The following is a 24,764-nucleotide window of genomic DNA, read 5'->3' as shown; positions in this document are numbered from 1 at the left end:
CTTAACTGATCGGCATTACCCGAGAGCGGAGGCATTTTCTAAAGCTTTAAGTTGATAATTCGCTGGGAATTATTGACCTTTAACTTCTTTAAGACCGTTGAAAGGAGCGCGCTCACCTAGAGCTTCCTCGATACGGATTAGTTGGTTGCTTTCTTTTAGGTATGGCAGCAACACGGTCAGAACGGCTTATCGCTCTTAAATACCAATCTGAAAACAAAAACGCCCCCAAGAACGGAGGCGTTTTTTAAAGCTCTAAGTTAATAATCCGCTAGGAATTACTGACCTTTAACTTCTTTAAGACCGTTGAATGGAGCACGCTCACCTAGAGCTTCCTCGATACGGATTAGTTGGTTGTACTTAGCAACACGGTCAGAACGGCTCATAGAACCAGTTTTGATTTGACCTGCTGCAGTACCTACCGCTAGGTCAGCGATAGTGGCATCTTCAGTTTCGCCAGAACGGTGAGAGATTACTGCTGTGTAACCTGCGTCTTTAGCCATCTTGATAGCAGCTAGAGTCTCAGTTAGAGAACCGATTTGGTTGAACTTGATAAGGATAGAGTTAGCTACGCCTTTCTCGATACCTTCAGCAAGGATCTTAGTGTTAGTAACGAATAGATCGTCACCTACTAGTTGAAGCTTGTCACCTAGTAGTTCAGTTTGGTGCTTGAAGCCAGTCCAATCAGACTCGTCTAGACCATCTTCGATAGAAACGATTGGGAACTTGTTCGCTAGCTCAGCTAGGTAGTGGTTGAACTCTTCAGAAGAGAAAGTTTTACCTTCGCCCTTCATGTTGTAGATACCAGCTTCTTTGTCGAAGAACTCAGATGCAGCACAGTCCATAGCAAGAGTAACGTCTTTACCTAGTTCGTAACCAGCAGCTGCAACAGCTTCCGCGATAACTTCTAGAGCTTCAGCGTTAGACTTAAGGTTAGGAGCGAAACCACCTTCATCACCAACTGCAGTGCTGTAGCCTTTAGACTTAAGAACTTTAGCTAGGTTGTGGAATACTTCAGCACCGATACGTAGAGCTTCTTTAAGAGTCTTAGCGCCAACTGGTTGGATCATGAACTCTTGGATGTCAACGTTGTTGTCTGCGTGCTCACCACCGTTGATGATGTTCATCATAGGTAGAGGCATAGAGAACTGACCCGCTGTACCGTTTAGTTCAGCGATGTGCTCGTATAGAGGCATGCCTTTCGCAGCCGCAGCAGCTTTAGCGTTCGCTAGAGAAACGGCTAGGATTGCGTTAGCACCGAACTTAGATTTGTTTTCAGTACCGTCTAGCTCGATCATTACTGCGTCGATTGCAGCTTGGTCTTTTGCATCTTTACCAACTAGAGCTTCTGCGATTGCACCGTTAACCGCTTCAATAGCTTTAAGAACACCTTTACCTAGGAAACGTGCTTTGTCGCCGTCACGTAGCTCAAGAGCTTCGCGTGAACCAGTAGATGCACCAGATGGAGCAGCAGCCATACCTACGAAACCGCCTTCTAGGTGTACTTCAGCTTCTACTGTTGGGTTACCACGTGAATCGATGATTTCACGACCTAGAACTTTAACGATCTTAGACATTGAATGTTTCCTTCTCGTTGAATATATAATGTCAAAATTAAAGGCAGCAGAACGACTAACTCTACTGCCCGTATCCTTTTACTTCTCGAATTCGCCGCGTTGGTATTCACCAGCCGCTTTCACGAAACCTGCAAACAATGGGTGACCATCACGAGGTGTTGATGTGAACTCAGGGTGGAATTGAGCCGCTACAAACCAAGGGTGAGCTGGGTTCTCAATCACTTCAACCAATTTCTTGTCTGCAGATAGACCAGAGACTTTTAGACCTGCTTTTTCAATCTGTGGACGCAGATTGTTGTTCACTTCGTAACGGTGACGGTGACGTTCATGGATAGTTGCACTACCGTAGAGTTCACGAGCTTTAGTCCCTTTCTCTAGGTGACATAGCTGAGAACCAAGACGCATAGTACCGCCTAGATCAGATTTCTCTGTGCGCTCTTCAACGTTACCTGATTCGTCTACCCATTCAGTAATGAGACCAACAACAGGGTATTTAGTCTCTTTATTAAATTCAGTTGAGTGCGCACCTTCCATACCCGCGACATTACGCGCGTATTCAATCAGTGCGACTTGCATACCTAAACAGATACCTAGGTAAGGTACATTGTTTTCACGAGCGTATTTCGCCGCCATGATCTTGCCTTCTACACCGCGATCACCAAAACCGCCTGGTACTAGAATTGCGTCAAGACCCGCTAGCGCCTCATCGCCTTTGCTTTCTACATCTTGTGAGTCAACGTACTTGATTTTCACGCTTAGACGATTTTTAAGACCTGCATGCTTAAGTGCTTCGTTAACCGATTTGTAAGCATCAGGCAGTTCGATGTACTTACCAACCATCCCGATAGTGACTTCCGCCGTTGGGTTGGCTTCTTCGTAAATAACCTGTTCCCACTCAGACAGATCCGCTTCCGGAGCTGAAATACCAAAGCGAGCACATACTAGGTCGTCTAAACCTTGAGATTTGATAAGTTGAGGGATCTTGTAGATTGAATCTACGTCCTTCATAGAGATAACGGCTTTTTCTGATACGTTACAGAATAGAGCGATCTTCTTACGCTCGTTTGCCGGGATCATACGATCACTGCGACAAACAAGAATATCTGGCTGGATACCGATAGAAAGCAACTCTTTAACAGAGTGTTGAGTTGGCTTAGTTTTTACTTCGCCAGCTGCCGCTAGGTAAGGAACCAGAGTAAGGTGCATGAACATCGCGCGTTCACGGCCTAGTTCCACCGCTAGCTGACGAATCGCTTCCATAAATGGTAGTGATTCGATATCACCCACTGTACCACCAACTTCGACGATAGCCACATCGTGACCTTCAGAGCCAGCGATCACGCGATCTTTGATAGCGTTAGTGATATGAGGAATAACTTGGATCGTTGCGCCTAGGTAATCACCACGACGTTCTTTGCGTAGAACGTCAGCGTAAACACGACCAGCAGTAAAGTTGTTGCGCTTCGTCATCTTGGTACGGATGAAACGCTCATAGTGACCTAGGTCAAGGTCAGTTTCAGCGCCATCTTCTGTAACGAACACCTCACCATGCTGAGTTGGGCTCATTGTGCCTGGATCAACGTTGATGTAAGGGTCAAGCTTCATCATAGTCACTTTAAGACCACGAGCTTCTAAAATAGCCGCAAGAGATGCTGCTGCAATACCTTTACCTAGAGAGGATACAACCCCGCCAGTAACAAAAATGTAATTTGTCGTCATGTTTAACCTGAAATTGGTTGAATGAGGGAAAATGGATTTCTTCTGGACGGGATATAAATATACCAGAAGCCCTTATCCGCCACAACGTGAAATCTATCACACTGCAATTTTTTATTTTTTGCTTCAAATCAAACTGCACAAAGAGAAAACAGACAGCGAGATTTTGTTCTGAATCGCATTTCGCTTAAAAAAGCTTTCGCTATCTTTGCACTTTATTCTGGTTCTTGACGCTTTACCTGCTGCCAATATTCTTCCAATTGATCTAACGTACATCCGCCTAACTCTCGCCCCGCTTGGGCGACGTGCTGTTCAACGGCGCGGAATCGACGCGAAAACTTGAGGTTGGCTTTGCTTAACGCCGCTTCTGGGTTGGCTCCCAAATGACGCGCTAAATTTACGCAAGCAAACAGCAAGTCCCCCAATTCGAGTTCAACTTTTTCTTCATCTGGAGAGACTTGCAAAGCCTCATCCATCACCTCTTCTATCTCTTCATGCACTTTGTCTACCACAGGACCGATTGAGTCCCAATCAAAGCCAAATTGGGCGCACTTTTTCTGAATCTTTGTGGCACGCGATAAAGCCGGTAGAGAGTTCGGTATTGAGTCTAGAATACTTTGTTCCGTTTTGCCTATTTGGGCTTTTTCTTTCGCTTTTTCCGCCTCCCAATTGGCATTGATTTGCTCATCAGATTCAAATTCAACATCAGAAAATACATGTGGATGGCGACGCGTGAGTTTTTCGTTGACGCTCTCGACGACTTCAGAAAAATCAAACAAGTTCTGTTCTTTTGCCAATTGGCTATAAAAAATCACTTGAAACAATAAGTCACCCAACTCTTCTTTAAGGTTGGGCCAATCTCGGTTGTGAATGGCATCCACCACTTCATAGGTTTCTTCTATCGTGTGCGGCACAATAGTGTCAAAGCTCTGCTTCAGATCCCACGGACAACCACCCTCAGGATCGCGCAACTGCGCCATGATTTGTTCTAACTGCTCAATAGGATGATTCATATTCTTATGTTCCTTTAAATCTTTTATCTAAAGAAAAAGGTGAGCGGCCAAAACCGCTCACCTTTAGGTTATCTCTCTTTACCTTAGTTGGATACTACCCCAACCTCTTCACCGACATCACATCTTTAATCTGCTCAACGCGCTTGGAAACTCGTTGCAGTATTTCGATGTTAGTCACTTCTAAATCAAAATCCATGATCGCCAGTTGGCGGCGATAATCAACACGGTTTTTCATGCTAGTCACTTTGATTTTTTCATTGGCAAACAAGGTGGTGATGTCTTTCAACAAACCACTGCGCTCCATCGCTTCAACACGCACCGTCAAGATGTATGAGCCGACAAAACCACTGCCCCAAACGGTATCAATGATCCGCTCTGGCGCATGATGACGCAGTTCGTCTAGCTGCTCACAGTCACTGCGGTGTACCGAGATGCCGCGACCTTGGGTAATGTAACCCGAGATTTCATCCCCAGGGATTGGCTGACAGCAACGCGCTAGGTGGGTCATCAGGTTATCTACCCCTTCAACCACAACCGCATCTTTTTTTGGTCGACTTTGTGCTGGTGCTCTGTTTTCAGCCTCTTGTAACTTCTCTAATGCTTGCTGATCTTCCTCTTCCGCGGTCGGTTTATTGACCAAGGCATTGATGTGGTTAATGATTTGATTGATACGCAAATCACCGCTACCAACCCCCACATAGAGTTCGTCTGGCGTATTCATGTTGAAACGCTTAAGACCATATTGCTCTGCATCTTTTAGTGTCGCACCGATCTTGGAAAGCTCTTGTTCTAAGATCTCACGACCAGCTTCAAGGTTCTTCTCTCGACTCTGTTTACGGAACCACGCATTGATCTTGGCACGAGCACGGCTGGAAGTGACAAACCCCGTCGATGGATTTAACCAGTCACGCGATGGGTTAGGCTCTTTGGCGGTGATAATTTCGACCTGGTCACCCATTTGTAGCCTATGAGTAAACGGAACAATACGTCCTGCTACTTTCGCACCGATACAACGGTGACCAACCATTGAGTGAATGTGATAAGCAAAGTCGAGCGGCGTCGCCCCCATAGGTAAATCAACCACATCACCGCGTGGGGTAAACGCATAGACGCGATCATCAAATACCTGACTGCGCAGTTCATCCAACATCTCGCCCGAGTCAGACATCTCTTCTTGCCAATCAAGCAGTTTACGTAACCAAGTAATTTTCTCGTCGTAGCCACTACGGCCACCGCCACCTTCTTTGTATTTCCAGTGCGCGGCAACCCCTAATTCAGAATCTTCGTGCATATCTTTGGTGCGGATCTGAATTTCGATGGTTTTGCCTTCAGGGCCTAAGATAACCGTGTGAATGGACTGATAACCATTGGGTTTAGGGTTAGCAACATAATCATCAAACTCACTAGGTAAGTGCTTGTATTTAGTATGTACCGCCCCTAATGCCGCGTAACAATCTTGCAGTTTGTCAGCGATAATCCGTACTGCGCGAACATCAAATAGCTCATCAAACGCCAGCCCTTTCTTCTGCATTTTTCGCCAGATACTGTAAATATGCTTGGGACGACCACTAACCTCGGCGTTGATCGATGAGGCTTTCATTTCCGCCGTAAGATCATCCACAAAATCTTTGATGTACTGCTCACGCACAATCCGGCGCTCAGACAACTGCTTGGCTATCTGTTTGTATGTTTCTGGCTGCTGGTAACGAAAAGCGTAGTCTTCCATTTCCCACTTAAGCTGACCAATCCCCAAACGGTTAGCCAGTGGCGCGTAAATATTGGCACACTCTTGAGCTGCAGCTCGGCGCACATCTTCAGGGGCCTTCTTTACTTCAACCAAATAGGCAATTCGCTCAGCAAGCTTGATGATCACACAGCGGAAGTCATCAACCATGGCTAATAGCATGCGGCGCACATTATCAACTTGCGAAGATGCGGCACTGCCTTCAAGCGTCACGTTTAGCTGGCCTAAAGCCGCCATTTCTTCGACACCATCAATTAGCTTGATGGTCTCTTTGCCAAAATCTTCTTTGAACTGCTCACGTCCATAGGCACCGCTCGACACCAATGGGAATAGCAGTGCTGCCACAAGGGTGGCTTTATCCATCGACAAAGTGATAAGAATCTCGATCATTTCTCTTCCGCGCCACAAGAGCAGCGGACCTTGATCATTACCTTCTAAAATCGCTTCACTGCGGAGGTAAACTTCTTTTAAGCGCTGGGTAACCTTAGCATCTTGCTTTAGGCTAGCAATCCACTTATCTAGCTCAAACTGTTCGTCTTGATTTAAATGTGCGCTTCTTACCGCAACCATTATTTTCGTCCTGTTCTTTTTTATTCTCGAACTGCCCGTGTTGAGACTACTGACTCACTGGGAAGTTCGCTTTAATCCTTAACAAAGAGCGCCATTGATTCTAAATGGCTTGTATGTGGAAACATATCGAGCATGCCTAATTTATGTAATTTAAAGCCTTGATTAAGCAAGCTTTGAGAATCTCTGGCTAACGTAGCAGGATTACAAGATACGTACACAACTCGGCTCGCGCCTAGTGTTGATATCTGCTCTATAATACCACTTGCGCCCGCTCTAGCAGGATCAAGCAGTATTTTATCAAATTTTTCCTCAGCCCAGGGCTGACCAGAGACATCTTGCTCCAAATTTGCTTGGTAGAAAGCCGTGTTGGTAATCTGATTCGCCTTAGCATTGGCGGAGGCCTTTTCGACCATGGCATCCACGCCTTCAACCCCGACGACACTCGCAACTCGCTTCGCCATCGGCAAACTAAAGTTACCTAAGCCACAAAAGAGGTCTAACACTCTATCTTGTTGATTAACGTCAAGCCAAGACAAAGCCTGCTCTATCATCGCTTGGTTGACCTTTTGATTGACTTGAATAAAGTTGTTGGGCTCGAATGGTATCGTCACTCCCGCTTCTAAATAGTAACCAGATTCGCCGACAACTCGATTGAGCTGATCGCTTTCTGGCATCAGATATAAACTGGCATTGTGTAGACGTGCAAATTCTTCGAGGCTTTGCTGTTCGTTCTCTTTGAGCGCTTTTAGATGCCTCAGTACGATAAGCTTGGCGTTGTCACCTTTCACCAACTCAATATGACCAATATTTTCTCGATTTGAAAAGCGGTTTAACAGCTCATACAAAGGGACAAGCAGAGCATCAAGTTCTTTATCCAGTACCGGGCAGTGCGTAACCGTGACGATCTCTTTGCTCTGTTTTTTACGAAAACCAAATTCTAACGCTTGGGTTTTCTTATTCAGCTTTACACTTACTCGCGCTCGGCGACGATAACCTTTGTCATCACCACTAATCGGCGCTTCTAACGCGATGCTTTGCCCGGCAAACTTACTCATTAACTGAGAAAGGGTTTGCTGCTTGTACTCTTGCTGTGAAGCGCTGGCTAAATGCTGCATATTACAGCCACCACACTCGGCGTAATATTGGCAAAATGGCTCAACGCGCTGCTGACTCGCTTTTTGAATTTTGATCAACTTGGCGCGAGCAAACTTGCTCTTACTTTCGGTCAACTGAACCAGCACTTTCTCGCCGGGCAAAGCGCCTTCAATAAACATCGGCTTTTTGTTTTGATAAGCCATACCAGCGCCGTGATGATCCAACTTTTCAATCGTAACTGATTGATGCTTAGTATCGAGTTGAGTTTTCTTCTTCGGTTGGAAAAAACGCGCCATGTTTTGTGCCTACTATTTATGACCTTAGGGTCTATTGCTCGAAAATTTGCTGATGTCCTAGCTTTTCAGTCGGAATCATTGTCTGAGCCGACTGAGTTGATTATGCTTAAGCGATAACTTCGACGGCTTCTCTTGTTTTTGGAAGCTATTTTCCCATATCCACACCACGATGTTTAGACAATAATGACAAGATATGGCTTACGCGCCCGCGTTATTACCCTTACCTTAGCGCCGACGCTGATTATCGGCTTGCTTCTCAGTGCCTTTTTCTCATTCAACCGCTATCACGATTTAGAAAAGCAGGTTGTCAACTCAGGCTTAAGTATTATTGAACCGCTGGCAATCGCCAGTGAAGAAGGGTTAAAGAACAACAGTCGCGAAGCCGTACGCCGCATTATCAGCTACGCTCATCGCAAAAACTCCAAATTTGTCCGCAGTATTGCGGTATTTGACTACAATCACGAGCTATTCGTAACGTCGAACTTTCATCCCAATTTTGAGCTACTGACCTTTCCACGTACGGAACCTATTCCGTTGCTAGTAAGCTCTGTTTTGCAAGAAAACACCTTGATTCTTCGCGCCCCAGTGATCGCCGAATCTGGCATCGTCGCCACCATGAAAGGGCCAGACTCGAATCCAGCACTTGGTTATGTGGCGATTGAACTCGATCTCTCTTCTTTGCGCCTCCAACAATACCAAGAGATTTTCTCAGCTTTTCTCGTCATGCTGATTGGTTTAGGGCTATCCGCCGTGTTTGCTTATCGCTTGATGTATGACGTAACACGTCCTATTTCACACATGAAGAGTATGGTCGACCGAATTCGCCGTGGTCATCTAGATGTGCGTATTGAAGGTAAAATGCATGGTGAATTGGACTCATTGAAAAATGGTATCAATGCCATGGCGGTATCGCTGTCTGAGTACCATGTTGAAATGCAGCACAGCATCGACCAAGCCACTTCCGATTTGCGCGAAACATTAGAGCAGTTAGAAATTCAAAACGTCGAGCTGGATATTGCGAAAAAACGAGCTCAGGAAGCCGCGCGAGTCAAATCAGAGTTCTTAGCCAATATGTCACATGAGCTAAGAACCCCGCTAAATGGTGTGATTGGTTTTACGCGCCAAATGCTCAAGACCACCCTAACCAATAGCCAAACCGATTACCTGCTCACTATCGAAAAATCGGCCAACAACCTACTGAATATCATCAACGATATTCTCGACTTTTCTAAACTTGAAGCGGGTAAGTTGGCCTTAGAAAACATTCCATTTGATTTCCAATCGTCATTGGAAGAGGTTGTCAGCCTACAAGCCACCAGCGCTCATGAGAAAGGGTTAGAGCTAACATTAAAAATCGACCCTAAAATTCCAACCGGTCTTGTCGGCGATCCATTACGTATTCAGCAAGTTCTCACTAACCTTGTCGGCAACTCGATTAAGTTTACCGAACGCGGCAATATTGATATCAGCGTTGAACTCCGTTCGCAACGCGATGACTCAGTTGAGTTGCAATTCATGGTTCGCGATACCGGTATTGGTATCTCGGAGCGCCAGCAGTCACAACTGTTCCAAGCCTTTAGTCAGGCCGATGCCAGTATTTCTCGTCGCTATGGCGGTACGGGATTAGGTCTGGTTATTACCCAGAAATTGGTCAGTCAAATGGGTGGCGAAATCAGCCTAACCAGTCGCCTGCACCAAGGGTCGACGTTCTGGTTTACTCTTCGTCTAGCATCGACCGATATGCCGGTTAGCGATTTACTTGAAACTCAGGTGCTTCGTCAACGAACCTTGCTGCTGGTTGAACCTAACATGCAAGCCGCCTCGGTGATTCAACAAACACTGGTTCAAGAAGGTTTGGTCGTCACCTACCGTTCCTCTTTACCGGAAGAAACAGAAAGCTTTGACTACGTGCTACTCAACCTATCACCGAGCAAAGACAATGATGTCGAATCAGTTCAATTAATGGTTGAGCAAGCGATGCGCTGTGCCCCACACGTTGTCGTCGGCACACCAAGTACTGCCCTCGCCTTATCGGATCATTTAATTCAGCGATACCAGATTCACTGTATTACTAAGCCATTATCACGACGTAAACTGCTGCAAACCTTAGCCGCCAACCAGGAAAGTATCCCACTTTTTGAAAGCCCTGAGCAAAACAGCGAAACCTTGCCACTCAGAGTGATGGCCGTCGATGATAATCCGGCCAACCTAAAGCTGATCAGCGCTCTATTGCAAGAACGGGTAGAAAGTGTGATTACCTGTACCAACGGCGTCGACGCAGTAAAACAGGCCGAAGTACAACATTTCGACATCATCTTAATGGACATTCAAATGCCACACATGGATGGAGTCACAGCATGTGGCAACATTAAGCAAACTGAACTCAATGCGAATACCCCCGTGATAGCCGTTACCGCACACGCAATGACAGGAGAGCGCGATCGCCTACTAAAAGCGGGGATGGATGACTACCTAACCAAACCGATTGAAGAGCATGTTCTGCAACAAGTATTGATGCACTGGAACCCTCACACTAACGCAAAAGAACTGGAAAAGCTTGATATTTCCACCTCAGCTATGGTGATAGAAAATGAGGCTGAAAACTCATCCCCTATCGAGCACAGCAATATCATTATTGATTGGCAAGCAGCACTCAAACAATCGGCCAACAAACAAGATCTCGCGCGCGACATGCTGAAGATGTTGGTTGATTACATTCCGGAAGTTAACGCGATTGTGGAAGGCGCTTTGGAAGATGACCACTTCGATGTCGAACAGTTTATCCACCACGTACATAAATTGCATGGCAGTAGCTCATACTGTGGTGTGCCGAGGCTAAAAAGTGTGTGTGCGACGATAGAAAAAGCCCTGCGTTCAGGCTCTAGCATTGAAGATATTGAGCCAGAATTGTTCGAGCTACAAGATGAAATGGAAAAGGTCGAAGCAAGCGCTAAGCCCTATCTAGAAGTATAAACAAAAGAGCTAAAGTATTAGCTCTCTAGAATCACAGTCGCCACCGCATAGTGGCGCTCATCAGAAATAGACAGGTGGATATGCCCCACCTGTTTTTGTTTGGCTAATTCCAATGCTTTCCCTGTTAGGGTCAGCACGGGTTTACCGAGCTCATCGTTGGTGACTTCAAAGTCTTGAAAACTGACACCAAGTGCAATACCCGTTCCCAGCGCTTTTGATGCAGCCTCTTTTGCCGCAAAACGCTTAGCTAGGAATCGACCTTGCTGTTTAAGCGTGGCAAACTTTCCAAGCTCAGTTTGGGTTAAGACTCGCTTAGCAAACGCATCGCCGCTTCGAGAGAAAGCTTTTTCGACGCGCTCAATCTCAGCGATGTCTGTACCTAAACCCACGATTGCCATGACTAACGACGAGCCTCAACCATAACGGCTTTCATGTCCGCAACCGCTTTATGCAATCCATCAAAGACCGCGCGGCCAATAATTGAGTGACCAATGTTCAACTCAAAGATTTCTGGAATTGCCGCGATCGGTGCAACATTGTGATACGTCAAGCCGTGACCAGCATTTACCGTGATACCAAGATCGGCAGCGTAACTTGCTCCAGCCGCAATTTTCTTTAGTTCATCTTGCTGATCGGCTTCAGTCTCGGCATCGGCATAGTGACCTGTGTGCAATTCAATAAAAGGTGCGCCACACGCTTTCGCTGCATCAATTTGTTCGCGGTCTGCGTCAATAAACAGCGACACTTTAATCCCAGCTTCAGTGAGTTTTTTCGTTGCCGCTTTTACCTTGTTGAGGTGCCCCGCAACATCAAGGCCACCTTCTGTAGTCAGCTCTTCACGCTTCTCCGGTACTAAACAAACATATTCTGGCTTGGCATTCAGCGCAATTTCGACCATTTCATCGGTAACGGCCATTTCTAGGTTCATACGTGTTTGCAGAGTTTCACGTAGAATGCGGACATCACGATCATTAATATGACGGCGGTCTTCACGAAGGTGGATAGTAATTCCATCAGCCCCGGCACGCTCAGCGATTTCGGCTGCGTGAACAGGATCAGGATACTTAGTACCACGCGCGTTACGTAGCGTTGCGATGTGGTCGATGTTTACACCTAGGTAAATTGAACTCATTTTCCAATACTCCGTTTGGGAACCATACTCATAAAGAGTTCCCTGCTTTTTAATGGTTTGCCGCCAAGATACGGCTTTAGGGCTATACGTGTAAAGCGTTTTGCCGCTTTAAGTTGTTCTTTTGTGGTGAAGCGACGTTCACTAATGGCAATCAGTTCACTACCATAGAAAGTCAGGTTATCGCTACGCACTGAGGCGATAAATCCTTTTTGCTCGCGATAACGATAAGTCATCTTAGGGTCAACGGGCTCGCCCGTACCGGCACAGTGCATAAAATCCACCCCATATCCCATTGCTGACAGCAAGGCGAGTTCAAATCGTCTTAAGGCTGGTTCGGGGTTGTCACACTGAGCAAGCTCAGTCAATGCGTGTAAATAGTCGTGAAAAAGTGCAGGCATGGCGACTTCCGCCATCAGAACGCGGCCAATCAGTTCATTGACATACATTCCTGAATAAAGGTTGATTCCCGTTAGCGGCAAACCAAGGCTGATTGGCTCGGCTTGGCGCAATGTTTTCATTGAACCGTTGCCAGACCATTTAAGCAATAGTGGAGTAAAAGGCTGCAGTGCGCCCTTGAGGTTTGAGCGTTTACTCCTTGCCCCTTTGGACATCAGAGTGACACGACCATATTCCTCGCTAAACACGTCGAGAATCAGACTCGATTCGCTATAAGGTCGGCGATGAAGCACGAAACAGCGCTGTAAACCTTCTGATGACATAACACCTACTAATCTAAAAAAGGAGCCAAGCGGCTCCTTTTCAATATCACTATGGGAGCGAAGCGTTATGCCTCTCTCTGGTTACAGATCGTCAATGTAGCCAAGTGAACGCAATGCACGTTCATCGTCCGCCCAACCCGATTTAACTTTTACCCAAGTCTCTAGGTAAACCTTGCGACCAAAGAGCTCTTCCATATCAAGGCGTGCTTCACGACCAATTGTTTTGATCTTCTCGCCGCCTTTACCAATCACCATTTTCTTCTGGCCATTACGTTCCACTAAGATCAACGCATTGATATGGAAGCCGTCAGTTTCTGGGTTGTAATCAAAACGCTCAATCTCAACCGTAACTGAATAAGGCAGTTCCTCACCAGTAAAACGCATCAGTTTTTCACGTACGATTTCCGACGCCATAAAACGTTGCGAGCGGTCTGTTACATACTCTTCTGGGAAGTGATGCGTCGCTTTCGGTAAATGTTCACGGACATGTTTACGTAGCACATCAATGTTTTTACCTTGCTTAGCCGAAATTGGCACAACATCAACAAAGTCCATTTTCTGCGACATATCCATCATGTGCTGCATGACTTCATTACGATCTTGGACGTTATCGACCTTGTTGACACACAACACGACCGGGAAATTAGCTTTTTGCAACTTAGTCAGAACCATTTCATCATCATTGGTCCAATGCGTTCCATCCACAAGGAAGAACACTAAGTTGACATCACTAAGAGACGAGTTCGCCGCGCGGTTCATCAAACGGTTGATGGCACGTTTCTCTTCGATATGTAGTCCAGGTGTATCAACGTAGATCGCTTGATAATCGCCTTCGGTATCAACACCCATGATACGGTGACGCGTCGTTTGCGGTTTACGCGATGTAATCGAAATCTTCTGACCAAGAATACGGTTAAGAAGTGTTGATTTACCTACATTTGGGCGACCTACAATCGCCACAAAGCCACAGTGTTGATTTTCTGGCGTACTTTCTGGTTGGTTATCCGACGAGAAATACGCGTCGATATCAAATTCGTTGTTGTCAGTTGAATCAGTCATTGGTCAATTGCTCTAGTGCTAATTCAGCAGCCGCTTGTTCTGCCTTGCGGCGGCTGGTGCCCTTACCAATAACAGGTTGTCCAATACCTGCCACTTCGCACGAAACCGTAAATTCTTGGTTATGTGCTTCACCTTTAATATTAGTCACTGTGTAAGCAGGTAGCGGCTTTCTTCTTCCTTGGAGGAACTCTTGCAAACGCGTTTTGGGATCTTTCTGAGAAACACCCGGTTTGATCCCATCAAGACGCGTTTTGTACCAGCTTAGAATAATGCCACGCACCACCTCAATATCGCTATCTAAGTAAATAGCACCTATGATGGCTTCCACAGCGTCGGCAAGAATTGAATCACGACGGAAACCGCCACTTTTTAATTCACCTGGACCTAATTTTAAGTGATCTCCTAGTTCGAATTCACGACCTAGCTCCGCAAGTGTATGGCCACGTACTAAAGTGGCACGCATGCGGCTCATGTCCCCTTCGTTAACTTTCGGGAAACGGTGATAAAGATCATCAGCAATGACAAAACTTAAAATTGAATCGCCCAAGAACTCAAGACGCTCGTTATGTTTACCATTAGCGCTGCGGTGAGTCAGCGCTAAACTGATTAGCTCAGCATCATTAAACTGATAGCCAAGCCTTTTCTCTAGTTGTGCAATAGGAGAATTCATGCTCTCTCATTCATAGTTTTTAATTTTCTAAATAGTTGGTTTCACAGCTAGGCGACTAATAAATCCAGCCCTATGAACATAGAAGTCCTATTTAATTAGGGCGGCCGGCGTTCCGGTGGATTTATACAGTCAACAACGCTGTGGTAACAACTATGACGAAAATTTAGTTAATACCACCGATGCGGTTAAACCTCACACCAGTTGGAATCCAAGACGGTAAAACACTGTCTGCACTACGCTCAAATTCAAAGCTAATCCAGATGCCGACGGCTTTACCGACTAGGTTTGCTTCAGGGACGAAGCCCCAATAGCGACTGTCGGCACTGTTGTCACGGTTATCGCCCATAACAAAGTACTGACCTTCAGGTACAACCCACTCATTGACACCATTACGTGGTTGATATAATTCAACGCGATCACGGCGCAGCGGATTAACCAAAATTTGGTGGTCAACTTGACCTAACTTTTCATCCAATTGAATCAACGGAATACCGTTTTGGATAAAAGGACTTTCTTCAACATTCGACAGTTTCACTGACTGACAACTGCTGTCACCTTGAGACTGAATGCAGATTTCTTTTTTGCTGTTATAACGTACTGTATCCCCAGGCATACCAACAACACGCTTAATGTAGTCAATGCTTGGCTGTGGCGGGTACTTAAATACCACTATATCCCCACGCTCAGGCTTGCCTGTTTCGACCAGTTGAGTACGCCAAACGGGATCTTTCAAACCATACGCATATTTCTCAACTAAGATAAAGTCGCCGACTAGAAGTGTTGGCATCATCGAACCCGATGGAATCTGGAACGGCTCGTAAATAAAAGAACGTAGCACTAACACCGCGGCAATCACAGGGAAAATAGACACACTATTTTCAATCCACCACGGCTGCGTTTTTACCTTGGCGAGTAGAGCGGCATCTATACCATTGGTTTGCGCTTCGACTTCAGCCAGTTTTGCTTGGCGCTTTTTTGCAAACACCAACTTCTCTAAAACCCAGACAACACCCGTTACAAAAGTAACAATCACTAGGATGAGTGCAAATGTATTCGCCATTGACTTCCCTTATCTCAAAAATACGAAAGTGAAAGAGCCGAAACCCTTTCACTTATTTAGTTATCTTATTGAGCGTGGTAACCCAACAAATTAATCTTTTCCTACGTGAAGAATGGCTAGGAACGCTTCTTGAGGCAGTTCGACGTTACCGATCTGCTTCATACGTTTCTTACCTTCCTTCTGCTTCTTCAGTAGTTTCTTCTTACGACTCACGTCACCACCGTAACACTTAGCGATTACGTTCTTGCGCAACTGCTTAACCGTCGAACGTGCAATAATGTGGTTACCGATTGCCGCTTGAATCGCGATATCAAACATCTGGCGAGGAATGAATTCCTTCATTTTCTCTACCAGCTGACGACCACGAGTCTGAGAGTTATCTTTATGCGTGATAAGCGCCAGTGCATCAACTTTGTCGCCGTTAAGCAGTACATCGACACGAACCATGTTCGACGCTTCAAAGCGCTGGAAGTTGTAATCAAGCGACGCATAGCCACGAGACGTTGATTTTAGACGGTCGAAGAAGTCGAGTACTACTTCAGCCATCGGAATATCGTAGGTCACAGCCACTTGGTTACCGTGATAAACCATATCAACCTGAACGCCACGCTTCTCAACACATAGTGTAATAACGTTACCAAGATAATCTGAAGGCACTAAGATATTACAACGTGCGATAGGTTCACGAATTTCTTCGATGTCATTCACCGCTGGCAGTTTAGCTGGGCTATCAACATAGAGAATTTCACCGTTTGTTTGCGATACTTCATAAACTACAGTTGGCGCCGTGGTGATCAAATCAAGATCGTACTCACGTTCTAAACGCTCTTGAATTATTTCCATATGCAGCATACCAAGGAAACCACATCGGAAACCAAAGCCTAATGCCGCCGAGTTTTCTGGCTCGTAGAATAGCGATGCGTCGTTAAGGCTCAGTTTACCTAACGCATCACGGAAGTTTTCATAGTCATCAGAAGAGACAGGAAAAAGACCTGCGTATACCTGAGGTTTTACCTTTTTAAAACCTGGTAACGGTGTTTCACTGCCGTTTTTCGCCAATGTCAGCGTATCACCAACTGGGGCACCTAAGATGTCTTTGATACCACAAACAACCCAACCCACTTCACCAGTACGCAATACATCCGTATCAACCTGTTTTGGCGTAAAGATACCAAGACGATCGACACCCCAAGTTTGGCCAGTACTCATCACTTTGATCTTATCGTTCTTCTTCAGTTCACCATTTTTAATACGAACCAGAGAAACAACACCAAGATAGTTGTCGAACCAAGAGTCAATGATAAGCGCTTGCAGTGGCGCGTCTGGATCGCCTTCTGGCGCTGGAATCGCTGAGACAATATTCTCTAATACATCATCAACACCGATACCTGTTTTCGCACTACAACGTGTTGCTTCCATCGCATCAATGCCGACGATTTCTTCGATCTCTTCAGCAACGCGCTCAGGATCGGCGGCTGGCAAGTCAATTTTGTTCAGGATTGGCACAACCTCAAGATCCATTTCGATCGCGGTATAGCAGTTTGCTAGCGTTTGAGCTTCTACACCTTGCCCTGCATCGACAACCAATAGCGCACCTTCACAGGCAGCAAGAGAGCGTGATACTTCATATGCGAAGTCAACGTGCCCAGGAGTGTCGATAAAGTTAAGCTGGTATGTTTCACCATCTTTAGCTGTGTAGTTTAGAGTCACACTCTGAGATTTAATGGTGATACCACGCTCACGCTCAAGATCCATGGAGTCAAGAACCTGTGCGGCCATTTCACGGTCGCTTAAGCCACCACATACTTGGATCAAACGGTCTGATAGGGTCGACTTACCATGGTCGATGTGGGCGATAATCGAAAAGTTACGAATGTGCTTCATGATTTGGTGTGACTAAACTCTTTAAAATAGGGACAAGAAAGCCGCTCTAACATCGATAAATTTCACGGTTAGCGACGGCATTTCAATCAAGTTGGCAGATTCTACCCAATTTCTAGCGACTTCGCACTAGCTAATTGGTTCGCCCAATACCCTTAGAAGTATGACTTGTTGCGAGGATTGCTGCTCTAATTTAGCGGAAAAACGTTTTGCCAGAAAAATCCCACCTAGCGTTGCCAAGGCAGAACACAAAATTACGCCCCCTTCGCCAAAAGCAAACATAGGTGCCAACCACCACTGCGCAACGAATGCACCGATAATCATGGCGAATAAGGGAAACAGATAAACCACCGCTGCCGATTGCAGCAAACTTTTTTCTGGCAAACCAATCTCAACTACTTGCCCAGCGGTGACCATTTTTTGCGTCATTAGATGCCAGTGGAGTGATTTGTTACCAACCGCCTTAGAGACAATGCCAGTGCCACAGCTTTTTTGCGATGAACAACTGCTGCAGCTAGTTTGTTGCTCGCAGCTCAATTCAACATCAAAACCACCAGCGACGGGTTTAACCGCTGAAACGGTCGCTAATGCCGTCATCATTGTGTGGCACTCTCATTGCTCTTGAACGTCACAGATTGAGCAATACGTTTCGCGGTTTCTGGCGGTATATCACCAATCACTGAGATTTCTCGGTCGCCACGAACAAAGCTATGCAGCGTTCTGCGTCCTTGGCGAACCAGTTGGCCTTTCAGCGATAAGTTATCGCTATCAGAGACATAGACAGAGAAGCTAAATAGCCCATCGCCATACATCTGGCTTTCCACCATGCGTTCAGTATTGGTCATGCGATAGCGGTTCAACTCTTTTGCTTCAAAACCATTAGGAATCCACCCGACCGTCCAGAAAGGATTAGTTATTTGACCTTTGGGCAGCGATAAAACTTCAGGCAGTTTAACCTGATTCAAACTACTTAAGATATCGCCGACTCTCTCATTAATCGAATACGAAATAGTGCGATATTGTTCCAAAACCTCTCCATCTCGATCAACTAAGTCAGCACGCAACGGCAATTTAGTGCTTTCATCCACCCACAGTACATACGAATAACGCTGGCCATCTTTAGGAACGACACGCAATACCTGACAGGCTGTCCCTGCTTCACGGGCACGCCCTACAGGGATAAAGTCATAAAAATGGCTGAGTTGGTTTACGTCAGAGTTTAATAAAGGAATGATCGGCGCAACGATTTTGCCAGAATCAATAGTAAATGGCTCAACGCCTGGTTCGATGTAACTCACCTCGTCACCGCGGCGGATCACCTCTCTCACAGGACCACTTAGGTAGACCAAGTGAGCGAGTTGTTGCTCTTCGGCTCTAGCGTGACGGTAAAGCAAAGGTTCGATACTGTTTTTCTTTATCAGTATATAGGAGAGTTCGTAATTGAGATGCTGACTAGCCTCGTTCATTTGAAGCAACAAAGCCTCTGCAGCGTTTTGTTCTGCAAAGGCTGTTGGTGTATTCAAACTGAACAGTGTCAGCGCACTGATCAGAAATTTTTTCATTCAACTACCGTTTCAGGATTATCACTATGCCCAATGTTTTCACTGTTTAAGCGTAGTTGTAGTTCGTAATCTTGTAACATCGCGTGGATACGACGACGTTGTTCCTGAATATTGACATCATTCGTTGGCTGCTCAACTGAGGAGCGAGTCAAACTGACAGGCTCAGCGGTGCCAGAAAATGGAATCGTTTGTAGAACAGGTAAGGTTTCTGTCTCAGGTGAAGTGGTAGCATCGCTTCCGCCATACTGCTGGACACCCAAGATCACAGCTAAAGAAACACACGCAGCCATTGCTACCTGACCAAATTGATTCAGCCACGCAGGTAACTGTTTGCGAGCTTGCATTGGCGTAGGTTGAGACTCAACTTGACGATGTTGTTCCAACTGAGTAACCGTCGAGTGAGCAGGTTCACTCTCAAGCGCTAACGCAACACTTTCAGCGATATTCCATTCCGGTTTTTCCGGAGCATCACCTCGCATCACATCACCAATCAAGTGATAATTTTGCCAAATCTGCAGGCTATCTTGGTCTTGCTCTAATTCAGAAATTAAAGCCTTATCAACCAACTCTCCATCCATGAGTGCTGAAAGTTTCTCTTTGTCAGCCATTATTTTCACCATTAATGTTACTGGTCTAGCGTTGTAAAAGGGGTTGAATTTTCTTTTCAACCGCTTCACGAGCACGGAAGATACGCGAACGCACCGTTCCTACAGGGCAATCCATAACCGCTGCAATCTCTTCGTAGCTTAAGCCATCGAGCTCGCGCAACGTCATTGCGGTATTTAAATCATCAGGTAGCGCTTCAATCGCACTGAAAACAACACGTTTCAATTCGTTGGACAACGTTAAGTTCTCAGGGTTCGAAATTTCTTTTAACGCACTGCCTGTTTCGTAATATTCAGCATCATCAGTATCCACATCTTGCGCCGGTGGTCTGCGCCCTTGGGCAACAAGGTGGTTTTTTGCAGTATTAACGGCAATCCGATATAACCAAGTATAGAAGGCACTTTCACCACGAAAGCTTGGTATCGCTCGGTACGCCTTTATAAATGCTTCTTGCGCTACATCGGGAACATCACCAGGATTATTCACATAGCGAGAAATAAGGTTGCAGACTTTATTCTGGTACTTAGTCACCAATAAGTTGAATGCTTGCTTATCCCCATTCTGAACTCGCTCAATTAATACTTGATCGGTCAGCTGCTCGTTCATTCGAGCGGGTACTCCTATTGTTATTCGCCCTTACCTTCTCAGATATGAGCACTAATTATGCACAATGTAGTCTTGACACCACTGCTTACATGAGCACTATTGTGACCTAGCAAATAATGATAAGTTCAAAAATTCTTAAAACTATTTTTGCTAGGCAGCATCAATCTACTTCTTGATTCAGATTGTGAGGATCAAGGTAGAGAAAAGCAATGCTATTTACGAAGAATTGCATTTATGCAAAGCCACTCCCACAGTGGTACTATTGCTGAGTGACACCTCTGTATTCAGAGTCAAAGTTGCAATTCAATCAAAGTTTTTTGAGCGGGATCGCTCTGTTGCCGTGCCAAGCCGCAGTGGTTTTGGGGATATAAAGTGGCACAGGTACAATTTAACTCGGGAATTTAAAAGTTTTATGAACGCAAACCGTGAACATCAATGTGATGTGTTAGTGGTAGGGAGTGGCGCGGCAGGTCTGTCGTTAGCGTTACGTGTCGCAGAGTATGGAAAAGTCATCGTACTCAGCAAAGGGCCGCGTAGTGAAGGTGCGACCTACTATGCACAAGGTGGGATTGCCGCCGTGTTTGACGAGTCGGACAGCATTGAATCTCACGTTCAAGATACCTTGATTGCCGGAGCTGGCATTTGTGAGCAAGAAACGGTGGAGTTCATTGCAAAAAATGCCAAAGAGTGTGTCCAGTGGCTGATTGATGGTGGCGTTCCTTTTGATCGCATGGAAAATGACAGTGACGAAGCTCCTCGCTACCACTTAACCCGTGAAGGTGGTCATAGCCATCGCCGAATTTTACACGCGGCCGATGCAACGGGCATGGCGATGCAAACCTCATTGCAAGATAACGTCCACAACCATCCCAATATCACGGTTCTAGAACGCCACAACGCGCTTGACCTCATTACCGAAGATAAAGTCGGTGGTAATGAAAACAAAATAGTTGGCGCTTATATCTGGAACCGCAATGAAGAGCATGTAGAAACCGTGCGCGCTAAATTTGTTGTCTTAGCAACAGGCGGCGCTTCTAAAGTCTACCAATACACATCCAACCCTGACGTCTCTTCCGGTGATGGCATTGCCATGGCGTGGCGTGCAGGCTGCCGTGTAGCCAACCTCGAGTTTAACCAGTTTCACCCAACATGCTTGTATCATCCAGAAGCACGCAACTTCTTGCTGACCGAGGCGCTGCGAGGTGAAGGGGCCTATCTACGCCGACCTGACGGCTCGCGCTTTATGGCTGATTTTGATGATCGTGGCGAGCTTGCGCCGCGCGACGTAGTTGCCCGTGCGATCGACTTTGAAATGAAACGTTTAGGTGCGGATTGCATGTACCTAGATATCAGCCATAAGCCCGCCGATTTCATTGAAAAACATTTCCCAACCATCAATATGCGCTTACTTGAGCTTGGGATCGACATGACCAAAGAACCGATCCCGATCGTTCCCGCAGCTCACTACACCTGTGGTGGGGTGATGGTCGATCAGCGAGGTCAAACCGATCTTTCTCAACTTTATGCCATCGGTGAAGTCAGCTATACCGGTTTACATGGTGCCAACCGTATGGCGTCGAACTCACTCCTTGAGTGTGTAGTATATGCTTGGGCGGCAGCGAATGACATCATTGCCAGTTTAGACAAAGCCACCTTGCCACCCGTTTTACCTGCTTGGGATGAAAGCCAAGTCAGTTGCTCTGACGAAGAAGTGGTGATCCAACATAACTGGCATGAGTTACGTCTATTTATGTGGGACTACATGGGGATTGTCAGAACGGATAAGCGCCTTGAACGTGCGTTACGCCGTATTCAATTACTGCAACAAGAAACGCATGAGTATTACAGTAACTTCAGAGTTTCCAATAACTTACTTGAATTGCGCAACTTATTGCAAGTCGCTGAGCTGATGGTGCGCTGTGCAATGGAACGTAAGGAGAGTCGTGGCCTGCACTACACGCTAGATTATCCTGAACTTGCACAAGATAGCGGCCCAACCATACTATTGCCAGAGCAACAAAAGTAACCACGGGGAGCCTAGTGCTCCCTTTTTAACACCACCAACAAATGACGATAGTTCGCTTCCGCTAAGCTATCACGCCACAGTATTACGCGTGTCTTATCCGCCTTGGTAATTAACAATCCAAACGCCATTACCACAAAATTCACTTTGCTTATCTTAAATGCTCCGAGGGCTGTTTTGCACTCCGCAGCGCCACTAAATTCGACCTCACCTTGCAAGGACGGTAGCAAGATATCATTGGCGGCAATACGCTTAGCGAGTAAGTAAAACAAATAGCAACTAGCGGGGAGCGGAATTGAAGAGAGGGTAATAATTGAAATAGCCAGCATCACAATCAAGACACTGGCTATGGAAGAGGTATATGAAGGGCGAAGGATAAACCTAGCGCACTTTGCTGAGGTTATGCGCGACAATCTTATCGACCATAGCTGCGTGGCCTAGGTTTTCACTGCGGCCATGCCCCATAATCCAAGTGAACAAATCGGGATCATCACATTCGAGTAGCGACACGAAGTCATTTTTTTCATTTTCTTGTAGGGCGTCAAAACATTCTTCAAAAAAAGGCATAATCACGACGTCAAGCTCTAGCATTCCGCGGCGACATGCCCATTTAATACGCGCTTTTTCTTCTGCGGTATACATTCTAATTCCTCACCTAATCGGTTGTTTGCGCCGAGTGTAACAAGCAAATCCACTTACAACTAGTACGCCAGTCACACTCCCGAGCAAGGTCATGATTTTCCGCTTTCAACTTGTAATTAAACGCCTACAACTCTAAAGGTTGTTTATCACTAGGATTCAGCGCTAACATACAGCTATCACGATTTTATTAGGTAATAATCATGGACTGGCAGAAACCATTTTCACCGCTAAAACTTGCGTCAAGTGATGCACTTCCTTCACTCGCGGTGGCAAACCTTCCATCTTGGAGCGCCATCACTATGGTGGGTGACGATAAGAAATCCTATCTTCAAGGTCAGGTCACTTGCGATGTCGTCACCTTAGATGAACAAACCTCAACTTTCGGTGCTCACTGTGACGCCAAGGGTAAGGTATGGAGTGTCTTTCGTTTATTTCATCACAATGGCGGCTATGCCATGTTCCAGCCTGCCTCTATCATTGAAAAAGAACTTGCGGAGCTGAAAAAATACGCCATTTTCTCTAAAGTAGAAATGGCTCAAACGCAAGAAATGGCTTTGGGTGTAATGGGTGAATCCGCAACGGCGTTTATCGATACACTGTCATCTCAAGGTGGTGATGTACGTCCAATTCAGGGCGGTACTGCAGTGAAAATCGACGCTAAACGCTGGCTACTATTAGTGGATGCGCCTTGTGCAGAAAAATTAGTGACAGAGAGCCAAGCAGAGAAAGTGTCACAAGAGCTGTGGACTCTGTACGATATTAAGGCCGGTCTACCACTGCTCAACGCTGAACAGCAAAACGAACATATTCCACAAGCACTCAACCTTCAAGCGCTTGGTGGCATCAGCTTTAGCAAAGGTTGTTACACTGGGCAAGAGACCGTCGCTCGTGCCAAGTATCGAGGTATCAATAAGCGCGCACTGTTTATCGTCCAAGGTGCAGCAGAGTCAGAGATTGATGCCAATGCTGAATTAGAACGTGCTGTAGGTGATAACTGGCGTAGTGCCGGGAAGCTACTTGCTAGCTACCGATATACAGATGGTCAGGCGCTCGCTTTGGTCGTATTGCCCAACAATCTCGACCTAGACACTAAGCTACGTTTAAAAGATCAACCTGATCACGAATGGACATTTGCATCCTTGCCATACTCTTTAGAAGATCATGACTGATCCTATATCGACCCACATAACGCAATATCTTGCACAGCAGCAGATCGATTTTCGTCTGCTGCCTCACCAATCTCCAGCGACCACCATTGAAGACGCAGCGCAACAACGCGGTATTCGTCCGGCACAAATGGTTAAATCTATTGTGTTGAGAGACATGAGTAACCGCTTTGCTATTGCCTGCGCCCCAGGCGACAAGGCAGTCGATCCGAAGAAAGTGAGAGCTCTGCTTGATTGGAGACGCATGACTTGTGTGGCAGTAAATGAAGTTGCCTCTCTTACAGGCTATAAGATCGGAACGGTTGTCCCCTTGCTGTTGCGTACGCCCATGGTCATTGTATTCGACCAACAACTGTTACTAGAACCCGAAGTCACCATCAGCAGCGGCTCGAATATGGCAGGTATAGCGCTAGATTGCCAAGACCTTGTCCAGCTCTGCCAACCTGTTATTGGCCAAATCTGTCGAGATTAACTCCAATCCCCAGAATAAAAGTCATTTATCGGCAATTTATTGCAATCGATTACATTAAAGCTTGATCATCATCGCAGCAATAATCATTTTGTAAATAAATGATTATTCAAAATATAAGCATAAGTAGTCATTGTAATTGTTTTGAAGTATGCTGTCTTCGTTGGTTAAAGCTCGTTCAATTTTAT

The 24,764-nt window shown here is 46.0% G+C and carries 22 protein-coding genes; 4 read left to right on the top strand and 18 right to left on the bottom strand.

The window, feature by feature from the left end:
• Positions 1–275: 275 nt before the first annotated feature.
• The 5 genes from eno to rlmD all read right to left on the bottom strand — a co-directional run bounded on the left by eno (position 276) and on the right by rlmD (position 8,008).
• Positions 276–1,574 carry a phosphopyruvate hydratase gene (gene eno, locus TW81_RS00360; protein ID WP_045953744.1) on the bottom strand — a complete coding sequence of 433 codons (1,299 nt, stop codon included), beginning with the start codon at positions 1,572–1,574 and terminating at the stop codon, positions 276–278.
• Positions 1,575–1,652: 78 nt separating this feature from the next.
• Positions 1,653–3,293 (bottom strand): CTP synthase, encoded by a 1,641-nt coding sequence (locus TW81_RS00355; protein WP_045953743.1) that lies wholly within the window; start codon positions 3,291–3,293, stop codon positions 1,653–1,655.
• 212 nt (positions 3,294–3,505) lie between these two features.
• On the bottom strand, positions 3,506–4,303 hold the full coding sequence (gene mazG / locus TW81_RS00350; protein WP_045953742.1) for a nucleoside triphosphate pyrophosphohydrolase: 798 nt from the start codon (positions 4,301–4,303) through the stop codon (positions 3,506–3,508).
• A gap of 94 nt (positions 4,304–4,397) precedes the next feature.
• Complete coding sequence (gene relA / locus TW81_RS00345; protein WP_045953741.1) at positions 4,398–6,617, bottom strand: GTP diphosphokinase; 2,220 nt, start codon at positions 6,615–6,617, stop codon at positions 4,398–4,400.
• 71 nt (positions 6,618–6,688) lie between these two features.
• On the bottom strand, positions 6,689–8,008 hold the full coding sequence (gene rlmD / locus TW81_RS00340; protein ID WP_045953740.1) for a 23S rRNA (uracil(1939)-C(5))-methyltransferase RlmD: 1,320 nt from the start codon (positions 8,006–8,008) through the stop codon (positions 6,689–6,691).
• A gap of 183 nt (positions 8,009–8,191) precedes the next feature.
• Here rlmD and barA point away from each other — a divergent pair, with 183 nt between their 5' ends.
• Entirely contained in the window at positions 8,192–10,981 is a 2,790-nt protein-coding gene (barA, locus tag TW81_RS00335) for a two-component sensor histidine kinase BarA (protein WP_045953739.1), read from the top strand.
• Positions 10,982–10,998: 17 nt separating this feature from the next.
• Here barA and acpS read toward each other — a convergent pair whose 3' ends face one another.
• From acpS to rpoE, 11 genes are all read right to left on the bottom strand, one after another.
• On the bottom strand, positions 10,999–11,379 hold the full coding sequence (gene acpS / locus TW81_RS00330; RefSeq protein WP_045953738.1) for a holo-ACP synthase: 381 nt from the start codon (positions 11,377–11,379) through the stop codon (positions 10,999–11,001).
• A 2-nt stretch (positions 11,380–11,381) separates the two neighbouring features.
• Entirely contained in the window at positions 11,382–12,113 is a 732-nt protein-coding gene (gene pdxJ, locus TW81_RS00325; protein ID WP_045953737.1) for a pyridoxine 5'-phosphate synthase, read from the bottom strand.
• Complete coding sequence (gene recO, locus TW81_RS00320; RefSeq protein ID WP_045953736.1) at positions 12,110–12,832, bottom strand: DNA repair protein RecO; 723 nt, start codon at positions 12,830–12,832, stop codon at positions 12,110–12,112. The genes pdxJ and recO overlap by 4 nt, the downstream gene beginning before the upstream one ends.
• A gap of 81 nt (positions 12,833–12,913) precedes the next feature.
• Entirely contained in the window at positions 12,914–13,891 is a 978-nt protein-coding gene (gene era / locus TW81_RS00315) for a GTPase Era (RefSeq protein WP_045953735.1), read from the bottom strand.
• Entirely contained in the window at positions 13,884–14,561 is a 678-nt protein-coding gene (gene rnc, locus TW81_RS00310; RefSeq protein ID WP_045953734.1) for a ribonuclease III, read from the bottom strand. The genes era and rnc overlap by 8 nt, the downstream gene beginning before the upstream one ends.
• A 163-nt stretch (positions 14,562–14,724) precedes the next feature.
• Positions 14,725–15,621, bottom strand: a complete 897-nt coding sequence (gene lepB / locus TW81_RS00305; RefSeq protein ID WP_045953733.1) for a signal peptidase I — start codon at positions 15,619–15,621, stop codon at positions 14,725–14,727.
• 90 nt (positions 15,622–15,711) lie between these two features.
• Positions 15,712–17,505 carry a translation elongation factor 4 gene (gene lepA, locus TW81_RS00300; RefSeq protein WP_045953732.1) on the bottom strand — a complete coding sequence of 598 codons (1,794 nt, stop codon included), beginning with the start codon at positions 17,503–17,505 and terminating at the stop codon, positions 15,712–15,714.
• Between the two features lie 126 nt (positions 17,506–17,631).
• A complete protein-coding gene (locus TW81_RS00295; RefSeq protein WP_045953731.1) occupies positions 17,632–18,102 on the bottom strand; it encodes a SoxR reducing system RseC family protein in 471 nt (156 codons plus the stop codon).
• The gene (gene rseB / locus TW81_RS00290) at positions 18,099–19,064 is read right to left on the bottom strand and encodes a sigma-E factor regulatory protein RseB (RefSeq protein ID WP_045953730.1); all 966 of its coding nucleotides are present in this window, start codon (positions 19,062–19,064) and stop codon (positions 18,099–18,101) included. The genes TW81_RS00295 and rseB overlap by 4 nt, the downstream gene beginning before the upstream one ends.
• Entirely contained in the window at positions 19,061–19,684 is a 624-nt protein-coding gene (locus tag TW81_RS00285) for an RseA family anti-sigma factor (RefSeq protein ID WP_204243966.1), read from the bottom strand. Before TW81_RS00285 ends, rseB begins: the two co-directional genes overlap by 4 nt.
• A 13-nt stretch (positions 19,685–19,697) precedes the next feature.
• Complete coding sequence (gene rpoE / locus TW81_RS00280) at positions 19,698–20,276, bottom strand: RNA polymerase sigma factor RpoE (protein ID WP_045953728.1); 579 nt, start codon at positions 20,274–20,276, stop codon at positions 19,698–19,700.
• A 412-nt stretch (positions 20,277–20,688) separates the two neighbouring features.
• Here rpoE and nadB point away from each other — a divergent pair, with 412 nt between their 5' ends.
• Positions 20,689–22,302 carry an L-aspartate oxidase gene (nadB, locus tag TW81_RS00275; protein WP_045953727.1) on the top strand — a complete coding sequence of 538 codons (1,614 nt, stop codon included), beginning with the start codon at positions 20,689–20,691 and terminating at the stop codon, positions 22,300–22,302.
• Positions 22,303–22,313: 11 nt separating this feature from the next.
• Here the strand turns inward: nadB and TW81_RS00270 are convergent, their stop codons facing one another.
• Positions 22,314–22,712 (bottom strand): protein YgfX, encoded by a 399-nt coding sequence (locus tag TW81_RS00270; RefSeq protein ID WP_338061728.1) that lies wholly within the window; start codon positions 22,710–22,712, stop codon positions 22,314–22,316.
• Positions 22,681–22,941 carry an FAD assembly factor SdhE gene (locus TW81_RS00265; RefSeq protein WP_045953725.1) on the bottom strand — a complete coding sequence of 87 codons (261 nt, stop codon included), beginning with the start codon at positions 22,939–22,941 and terminating at the stop codon, positions 22,681–22,683. Before TW81_RS00265 ends, TW81_RS00270 begins: the two co-directional genes overlap by 32 nt.
• 200 nt (positions 22,942–23,141) lie before the next feature.
• Here TW81_RS00265 and ygfZ point away from each other — a divergent pair, with 200 nt between their 5' ends.
• Both ygfZ and TW81_RS00255 read left to right on the top strand, forming a co-directional pair.
• Positions 23,142–24,110, top strand: a complete 969-nt coding sequence (ygfZ, locus tag TW81_RS00260; RefSeq protein ID WP_045953724.1) for a tRNA-modifying protein YgfZ — start codon at positions 23,142–23,144, stop codon at positions 24,108–24,110.
• Positions 24,103–24,579, top strand: coding sequence for an aminoacyl-tRNA deacylase (locus tag TW81_RS00255; protein ID WP_045953723.1), 477 nt, complete (start codon positions 24,103–24,105; stop codon positions 24,577–24,579). The genes ygfZ and TW81_RS00255 overlap by 8 nt, the downstream gene beginning before the upstream one ends.
• Positions 24,580–24,764 lie beyond the last annotated feature (185 nt).

This window comes from Vibrio galatheae, from assembly GCF_000967545.1.
Lineage (GTDB): Bacteria > Pseudomonadota > Gammaproteobacteria > Enterobacterales > Vibrionaceae > Vibrio > Vibrio galatheae.
The sequence above is the reverse complement of the archived record's forward strand: the minus strand, read 5'-3'. Positions and strand labels throughout refer to the sequence as shown.